This is a genomic window from Roseateles sp. P5_B10 (assembly GCF_056400485.1).
Genome location: NZ_JBFULE010000215.1, coordinates 1 through 7,405 on the forward strand (window position 1 = coordinate 1; position 7,405 = coordinate 7,405).

At 69.4% G+C, this 7,405-nt stretch carries 9 protein-coding genes; 5 read left to right on the forward strand and 4 right to left on the reverse strand.

Annotated features, from left to right (window positions below):
- The first annotated feature begins 151 nt into the window (after nucleotides 1-151).
- The 4 genes from AC1DU6_RS14665 to AC1DU6_RS14680 all read left to right on the forward strand — a co-directional run bounded on the left by AC1DU6_RS14665 (nucleotide 152) and on the right by AC1DU6_RS14680 (nucleotide 4,662).
- Nucleotides 152-997 carry a transposase gene (locus AC1DU6_RS14665; protein WP_457324633.1) on the forward strand — a complete coding sequence of 282 codons (846 nt, stop codon included), beginning with the start codon at nucleotides 152-154 and terminating at the stop codon, nucleotides 995-997.
- Complete coding sequence (locus AC1DU6_RS14670) at nucleotides 997-1,833, forward strand: amidohydrolase family protein (RefSeq protein ID WP_457324632.1); 837 nt, start codon at nucleotides 997-999, stop codon at nucleotides 1,831-1,833. The genes AC1DU6_RS14665 and AC1DU6_RS14670 overlap by 1 nt, the downstream gene beginning before the upstream one ends.
- A 99-nt stretch (nucleotides 1,834-1,932) precedes the next feature.
- The gene (locus tag AC1DU6_RS14675; protein ID WP_457324631.1) at nucleotides 1,933-2,373 is read left to right on the forward strand and encodes a tetratricopeptide repeat protein; all 441 of its coding nucleotides are present in this window, start codon (nucleotides 1,933-1,935) and stop codon (nucleotides 2,371-2,373) included.
- A gap of 51 nt (nucleotides 2,374-2,424) precedes the next feature.
- The gene (locus AC1DU6_RS14680; protein ID WP_477857944.1) at nucleotides 2,425-4,662 is read left to right on the forward strand and encodes a penicillin-binding protein 1A; all 2,238 of its coding nucleotides are present in this window, start codon (nucleotides 2,425-2,427) and stop codon (nucleotides 4,660-4,662) included.
- A gap of 12 nt (nucleotides 4,663-4,674) precedes the next feature.
- Here the strand turns inward: AC1DU6_RS14680 and AC1DU6_RS14685 are convergent, their stop codons facing one another.
- Genes AC1DU6_RS14685 through AC1DU6_RS14700 form a run of 4 tightly spaced genes read right to left on the reverse strand, consistent with a single transcriptional unit; the run spans nucleotide 4,675 to nucleotide 6,825 of the window.
- A complete protein-coding gene (locus tag AC1DU6_RS14685; protein ID WP_457324629.1) occupies nucleotides 4,675-5,061 on the reverse strand; it encodes a VOC family protein in 387 nt (128 codons plus the stop codon).
- A gap of 50 nt (nucleotides 5,062-5,111) precedes the next feature.
- Complete coding sequence (locus AC1DU6_RS14690; RefSeq protein ID WP_477857946.1) at nucleotides 5,112-5,582, reverse strand: group II truncated hemoglobin; 471 nt, start codon at nucleotides 5,580-5,582, stop codon at nucleotides 5,112-5,114.
- A complete protein-coding gene (locus AC1DU6_RS14695; protein WP_457325818.1) occupies nucleotides 5,579-6,313 on the reverse strand; it encodes a DUF4386 domain-containing protein in 735 nt (244 codons plus the stop codon). The genes AC1DU6_RS14690 and AC1DU6_RS14695 overlap by 4 nt, the downstream gene beginning before the upstream one ends.
- A complete protein-coding gene (locus tag AC1DU6_RS14700) occupies nucleotides 6,310-6,825 on the reverse strand; it encodes a hypothetical protein (RefSeq protein WP_457442986.1) in 516 nt (171 codons plus the stop codon). The genes AC1DU6_RS14695 and AC1DU6_RS14700 overlap by 4 nt, the downstream gene beginning before the upstream one ends.
- Nucleotides 6,826-7,012: 187 nt before the next feature.
- On the opposite strand from AC1DU6_RS14700, the gene AC1DU6_RS14705 reads away from it, so the two are divergent.
- Nucleotides 7,013-7,405 (forward strand): hypothetical protein (locus AC1DU6_RS14705; protein ID WP_477857948.1); only part of this gene is annotated, 393 nt, incomplete at its 3' end.

The following is a 7,405-nucleotide window of genomic DNA, read 5'->3' on the forward strand; positions in this document are numbered from 1 at the left end:
CCTTGAACATGATCTGGCCGTGCTGGTTGGCGGACGCGGCCTTGAACTTCTGGATTTCGATTTGATGGGTCTTCATGGGGCGTGCCGGACGAATGAGGAGACCGGCAGGCCGCCATCTTGCCATTCCGGGCGGCGAGACTTAAGGTGGCGCATGGCAAGGCCTGCTCGACTCGAGATCGCTGGCGCCGTCTATCTGATCGGCGCCCACTGCCCGTTCGAGAGCGGGCAGCAGGCTTTTGTCGACGAAGCCGATCGTGCCGAAATGCGTGCCTTGCTGGCCCAGGCCCTGCACCGTTTCGACGCCCAGGCCCTGGCCTACGCCCTGCTGCCCGACCACTACCACCTGCTGTTGTTCACGCGCCGCGCCAATCTGTCGCAGCTGATGCGGCATGTGAACGGCGTCTACACCCAGCATCACCAGCGCCGCCACGGCTTCAGCGGCTCGCTGTTCCAGGGGCGTTTCCATGCCGTGCTGGTCGACCGCGAGCGCCATCTGCTGGATGCCTGCCGCTATGTCGACCTCAACCCGGTGCGCCTGCGCCTGGCGCGTGGCGCGGCGGATTGGGCCGGCTCGAGCTTCCGCGCCCTGGCTGCCATGGAAGCCGCGCCCGAATGGCTGGACGTCGATGGCCTGCACAGCCATTTGCTGGGGCGCCCGGCGACGACGCCGGCCCAGCATCGCCTGGCCGGCGAACGCTATGCCCGCCTGGTCGCCTCCGAGCCCGGCTTGCAGCTGTGGCCCGGGCGTCTGCGTGAACAGATCTTCCTCGGCGACGCTGACTTCGCCGCGCGCATGCGGGCCGCCGCCGTTGCGCCCCGTCGCGTGGCCCGCACGGGCTTTGGCGAGTGGCTGAAGCGCGCCGGTGGCATCCGCGAGCAGGCGCTGTGGCTGGCCCATGCCGAGGGCGGCGTCGCGATGACGGATCTGGCGGGCCAGCTCGGCCTGTCCGTCTCGCGCATCAGCCGCCTCATCGCTGCCGCCGAGCGAGCCGTCTGATGCTCAGACGCCGGGCATTGCTGCTGGCCGGCCTGCCGGTTCCCGCATGGGCGCAGGCCTATGCCGGCCCGCTGTTCGATGCTCATCTGCACTACAACGACGACGCCCAGGCGCCGCATCCACCGGCCGACGTGCTGGCGCGCATGGCCCGTGCCGGCGTGCGGGGTGCGCTGGTCAACAGCAGGCCAAACGACGGCACGCTGCGTCTCGTCTCTGAGCCGGGGCCGCAATGGGTGCCCTTCATCCGCCTGTACCGCGACCGGGCCGACTACACCGGCTGGTTCGCCGACGACAGCATTCGGCTGATGGTGCTGGAACTGCTGAAGCTCGGCAGCCCGGCCGGGCCCTTCCGCGGCCTGGGTGAGTTCCATCTCTACGACAGCGCCAATGCCGATGGGCCGACCGCCATCGCACTGATGAAGCTGGCGCGCGAGCGCGGCCTGACCGTGCTGGCTCACGTGGACGATGTGGCGGTCGACAAGCTGCTTGGCCACGCGCCCGGCACGTCGCTGATCTGGGCCCACACCGGCATTTCCGGCGAGCCCTTGCCGCGCGTGAAGGAGCTGCTAGCCAAGCACGCGGGTCTGCGCGGCGAGCTGTCCTACCGGCCGGGCATCACGTTTGACGGCAAGCTTGGCGAAGACTGGCGCGCACTGATGACACAGCACCCGGGGCGCTTCCTGATCGGCTCCGACACCTGGGTCCCCCAGCGTCTGCAGCACTACGAGGGCCTGTTCGCCGAGTACCGCGGCTGGCTCGGGCAGTTGCCGTCTGAGGTGGCTCAGCGCATCGCCTGGCGCAACGCGGCCGAGTTGTTCGCCCTCCAAGCTGCTTGAACGGCGCAAGGCCGCCATGACTTCTGACAGCCCCCGTCGTGGCAGCGGAGGGCGCTAAGCTGGCGGCCCTGCCAATCGGCATCACTTCGGGAGACGCCCATGCGCCGCTTCGTCCTGACCGCCTTGCTGCTGGCCAGCTCCGCCTGGGCCGCCGACATGAGCCCACCGCCGGAGATCAAGCCTGCCGCGGCCGATCCACTGGCCACGCCACGCCGCCTCATCGCGGCCAAGGACTGGGCAGGCGCCCTGGCCGCGTTGCGCACCGAGCCCCAGGCCGGCAATGCCGACTGGCACAACCTGATGGGCTATACGCTGCGCAAGCAGGCCACGCCGCAGTTCACCGAGGCCGAGGCCCAGTACCTGCAGGCACTGCGCATCGACCCCAACCACCGCGGCGCCAACGAATACCTGGGCGAGCTCTATGTGATGAAGGGCGAGCTGCCCAAGGCGCATGAGCGCCTGGCCGTGCTGGAGAAGCTCTGCCCGGCCGGTTGCGAGCAGCGCGAGCACCTGCAGCGTGCCATCGCGGCGGCCAAGTAACAGCTTGCAGCCCGCGCCAGAGCCAGGTGGCCACCCCCTAGGATGCGCGCCATGCTGAAGTTCCTTCTCCAACGCCCCTGGCTCGCCGCCCTCGTGGGCGTGCCGTTGGCGATCCTGCTGCTGGGTGCCATCGTGGCGGCGCTGATCTGGGCGCAGCTGCCGGCCCTTGATGCGCTGACCGACTACCAGCCCCACCAGCCGCTGCGCGTGCTCAGCGAGGACGGCCAGCTGCTGGGCGAGTTCGGCGCCGAGCGGCGGCGCTTCGTGCCGCTGAAGGACATCCCAAAAGCCCTGCAGGACGCGCTGCTGGCCGTCGAAGACAGCGACTTCTACGTGCACTCCGGCATCGACTACAGCGGCATCGGCCGCGCCATGCTGCACAACATCCTGCACCCGACGCGGCTGCAGGGCGCGTCCACCATCACGCAGCAGCTGGCCCGCAACATCTTCCTGAGCAACCGGCAGACCTTTGCGCGCAAGGCCCAGGAGGGACTGCTGGCCATCAAGATCGAGAGAAACCTGAGCAAGGATCAGATCCTCGAGATCTACATGAACCAGATCTCGCTGGGCAACAAGGCCTATGGCTTTGGCGCCGCGGCCGAGCGCTATTTCGGCAAGCCGCTGGACAAGCTCAACACCGGCGAGATTGCCGTCCTCGTCGGCCTGCCCAAGGACCCCAACCGCCTCAACCCGGTTCTCTACCCTGAGCGCACCAAGCGTCGCSAGGCTGTCGTGCTGGGACGGCTCGTCGCCGTGGGCCAGATCACGCAGGCCCAGGCCGACGCCGCTCGCGAGAAGCCGCTGGACGTGCGCCGGCCCAAGCGCCTCTCCGGCGTCGCCGACCACGCCGCCGAGCAGGTGCGTGCCGAGATGGTGACGCGCTTTGGCGAGGAGGCCTACACGCGTGGCCTCACCGTCTACACGACACTGCGCTATGCCGAGCAGGCGGCTGCACAAGAGGCGCTGCGCCATGCGCTGTTCGAGCTGGAGCGCCGCCAGCCGTTCCGCGGCCCCGAGGCGACCGTCGAGCTGCCTGAAGGCGAAGACTTCGACGAGGCCCTGGAGACCGCCTTCGACGCCCACCCCGACCTCGGCGAGCTGCGCACCGCCGTGCTGCTCAAGGTCGACAAGAGCGCGGCCGAGCTGGTGATGGCCGACGGCGAGAAGATCAGCTTGAAGGGCCAGGCGCTACGCCCGCTGCAGAGCCTCAAGCGCGGTGCCGTGCTGCGGGTGATGGAGTCCGGCAAGCAGTGGCAGCTCAGCCAGACACCGCAGGCCGAAGGCGCCGTCGTCACGCTGGACCCGGCCACCGGCGCCATCCGCGCCCTGGTGGGCGGCTTCGACTTCGCCCGCAACCAGTTCAACTCCGCCACCCAGGCCTGGCGCCAGCCGGGCTCGGCCTTCAAGCCTTTCATCTACTCGGCCATCATCGACCAGGGGGCCTGGGCCGGTACCCTGGTCAGCGACCAGCCCGTCGAGGTCGGCGACTGGTCACCGCGCAATTACGACGGCCAGTACGAGGAGGCGCTGACGCTGCGCCAGGGCCTGGCCCGCTCCAAGAACATGGTCACCATCCACCTGGTGCAGGCCCTGGGTCCGCAGCGCGCCCGCGCCTGGGCTGCGCGCTTCGGCCTGGACGAGGACAAGCAGCCGCTGAACCTGACCATCGCCCTGGGCACCGGCTCCGTGACGCCGCTGCAGATGGCCCAGGGTTACGCCGCCTTCGCCAACGCCGGCCAGCTGCCGACGGCCTGGCTCATCGACCGCGTGCAGGACGCGCAAGGCGCCGTGCTGTGGAAGGCCGAGCCGCCAAAGATGAGGACGGCTGTCAGCCCGCGCAATGCCTTCATGACCTCGCAACTGCTCGCCGCCGTCGCGCGCGAAGGCACCGGCGCGCGGGCCAGCAGCCTGCTCGGCCGCTGGGACCTCTATGGCAAGACCGGCACGACCAATGACGCTGTCGACGCCTGGTTCTGCGGTTTCCAGGCTACGCGGGCCGGTGCCGTCTGGATCGGCTATCCCCAGCCCAAGTCCCTGGGTGAGCGCGAAACCGGCGGCGGCCTGGCCCTGCCCGTCTGGGTCGCGACCATGGCCGTGGCCTTGAAGGGCCAACCCAGCACCCAGCTGGCACCGCCGGACGAGGGCCTGGTGCAGCAGGACGGCAACTGGTTCTACTCGGAATTCGCCGGCGACATGGCAATCGCGCGCATCGGCCTGCCACCGGCCCCGCCGCGCGTCGATGAGGCCGCGTCCGAGCCCGCGCCGTCGGCGCCGCCGATCAACCAGTAGCGACCAGCGGGCTCATTGCCCGGCTGGCGGCTCCCAGAGCTCGACCTTGTTGCCGTCGGGGTCCATGACCCAGCCGAACTTGCCGTACTCCGAGTCCTGCGGGTCGCCGACGACGTTGCAGCCTTCCACGCGCAGGGCCGCGAGCAGGCCGTGCAGGTCGGCGACGCGGAAATTGATCATGAAAGCCGCTGCGCTCGGCGCAAAGTAGCCGGTGTCGGCCTTGAAGGGGCACCAGTTGGTGCCACCCGCGCCACCCGGGTTGTCGGCCGTGGCCCAGGGAAAGGTGACGCCGCCCCAGGCCTCGACGGGCAGGCCGAGGTGCTTGCCGTACCACTCGGCCAGGGCCTTGGGGTCGGGCGATTTGAAGAAGATGCCGCCGATGCCGATCACGCGTTTCATGCGAGCTCCTGAAGTGGCACGATTTCAGCACGCGATGGGGTGCTTGCGCATCAGCCCTGATACGGCCCCTTGACCTCGCCCCAACCCCATTTGGGCATGGTCGCGTCGGCGTCCACCGTCACGCCAGGTTGCGAATTGAGAACGGCCAGACGCGAGCCCCATTCAAGGTAGCCCACCAGCGCGGAGCGGAACTCGGGGTCATCGGGCATGCCAAGCTGATCGGCCGTGTCCAGCAGCAGTGCGACCCAGGCGCGGCGCTGTTCCTGGCTCAGATGGCGGTCGAGATGCTGGCGCACCATGTGCGGATGGCCGCCATGCTCGGCGGAATAGGTGGCCGGCCCGCCCAGCACCTCGGCGAGGAAGGCGGCCACATGAGCCGGATGCTCGCCGTTCATGTGGGCAAAGACGGGCGCGAGCAATGCATCGTCCTTCACGCGCTGGTAGAAGCGCTCGGTCAGCCGTTGCAGCGCGGGCAGGCTGCCCAGCCAGTCGTAAAGGGTGGGGATCGCGGGATCGCTCATGGGGGTGAGGGCAGTGTGGATGCGCTGGACGTGGGGTTGGCCGTGACCTTCACAAGTCGGTGTTTGCCCGCGGTCAGCCACAGCGCAAACGCCAGCTCGCCCACCAGGACCGGCAGCATGACGGCCGGGAACAGCAGCCTGGCGAACGCCGGCGCCAGCAGCAGCGCGAAGCTGTTGAGCAGATAGGCCAGGCCCGCGAGTGCGAGCAGCCAGCCCAGCACGCGTGGCAGCACGCCGCTGTGAGCGATCAGCGCACCGCAGATGACGCAGGAGAAGCCGAAGAACACCAAGCCGATGGCAAAGCCCTGGCCGTGCAACTGAACCGCCAGCATCGCCAGCGCCTCGCGCTGGGCTGGCGGGAAGGCGGTGCCCATGGCGGGGCCGGTCAGCAGGTCCAGCGCCGCGAGCAACTGCACGCGGTTGGCGACGAGCATGGCCGTCTGCACGAGGTTCAGGCCAGCCGCAGTCAGTGCCAGCGGCTCGTTCACGGGCCGCAGCAGCCGCCACATCATGACGATGATCGGTAGGTCCAGCACCTGCATCAACAGGTCTGCGCCCAGGCCCAGGCGCCACAACTGCGGGTGGGCGGCGATGCGCTCGGCCGTCGCGGCGGCATCGCCGGCAACGACGAGGCTGCCGCGCACGAAGGCTTCGCTCCACAGCCCGAGCGCAATGATGGCGAGGTAGCAAAGCCCGGAGATGCGCAGTTCGCGCGAGCTCACGCTGATCATGCCGGCCTCACGGCATGCCAGGCCCAGCGGGCCGTGCCGCGCACCAGCCAAGACAGGCCGGCGATGATGCCGCCGACCAGCGTTGGCAGCACGGCGCCAAACGTCCAGCTCATGCCGAGCGCGAAGCCGAAGAGGCTTTCCGGGCGATGGGCCGGCAGCAGTACCGCAAGCAGCAGCATGCCGAAGAAGATCGCCTCGGTCAGCGCCTGGAGCTGGAGGCTGAAGGCCAGCGACAGTGCTGCGCCGGTTAGCAGGGGCAGCGCGAAACCCAGCGCGATTGGCGCCCAGTCCTGCATCGTTGCCGGGCGGCGCGGCAATCGACCAGCCGCCCAGGCGGCCAGGGCCGGCAACAGCAGCAAGCCCCAGGCGTTGGACAGGCCCGGCAGATCGGGACGCTGCAGCAGATGGTGGCTGACGATGCCGCCATGAAGGGCCTCCCAGCCAAGATGCAGGATTTCGGCGAGGCCGGCGAGGGCGGCGAGCGCCAGGCGCGGTGGGGTGATGTAACGCATCCGCCGGAGTGTGGCCGAGGAGATGCGTGGCGGCGGCACGGGCTGCGACCGGCGGCAGGGGCGGGGCGGTCAGCTGCAATGCCGGCCGACAGTCGGCAGGGTGATTAACGGAAGCAACGCCGGGTAACAGCTGTCGGGCTCACCCGGCTCTAGAGTCGAGGCCTTGCCACGACCGAAGTCCCAGCCCATGCGCCATCGCCTTTTGAGCGTTTCCGTTCCGACTCTGCTGGCCTTGCTGCTCGCGGGCTGTGCCGCGGTGCGCGACGGGCGTGAGGCACGCGGGCGTGACGGGCGTGACGCGCACATGGCTCAGGCGCCGTCGGTGGCGGGCGTCGCGGAGGAGAGCTTCGGCAAGCCGGCCTGGGGACGCAAGGGCGAGTTCTCGCTGAGCGGCCAGCGCGTGCGCTACGAGCGCGGCGCCGAGCGGCTGGCCTTGTTCGAGCCTTTGCCCGCCAATCTGCGCACGCCGCTGAACTTCAGCTGGCAGGGGCCGGGGGGCGAAAGCTCGACCGTCTGCGAGGCCTGGACATCGGAGTCCAGCGCCAATGGCCGCCTGACGGACAGCAAGCCCTGGGTGCTG

Bases quoted from the DNA above. Each gene is read 5' to 3' on its own strand.
- AC1DU6_RS14665 (WP_457324633.1), top strand. From the start codon at position 152: ATGGCAAGGCCTGCTCGACTCGAGATCGCTGGCGCCGTCTATCTGATC.
- AC1DU6_RS14670 (WP_457324632.1), top strand. From the start codon at position 997: ATGCTCAGACGCCGGGCATTGCTGCTGGCCGGCCTGCCGGTTCCCGCA.
- AC1DU6_RS14675 (WP_457324631.1), top strand. From the start codon at position 1,933: ATGCGCCGCTTCGTCCTGACCGCCTTGCTGCTGGCCAGCTCCGCCTGG.
- AC1DU6_RS14685 (WP_457324629.1), bottom strand. From the start codon at position 5,061: ATGAAACGCGTGATCGGCATCGGCGGCATCTTCTTCAAATCGCCCGAC.
- AC1DU6_RS14690 (WP_477857946.1), bottom strand. From the start codon at position 5,582: ATGAGCGATCCCGCGATCCCCACCCTTTACGACTGGCTGGGCAGCCTG.
- AC1DU6_RS14695 (WP_457325818.1), bottom strand. From the start codon at position 6,313: ATGATCAGCGTGAGCTCGCGCGAACTGCGCATCTCCGGGCTTTGCTAC.
- AC1DU6_RS14700 (WP_457442986.1), bottom strand. From the start codon at position 6,825: ATGCGTTACATCACCCCACCGCGCCTGGCGCTCGCCGCCCTCGCCGGC.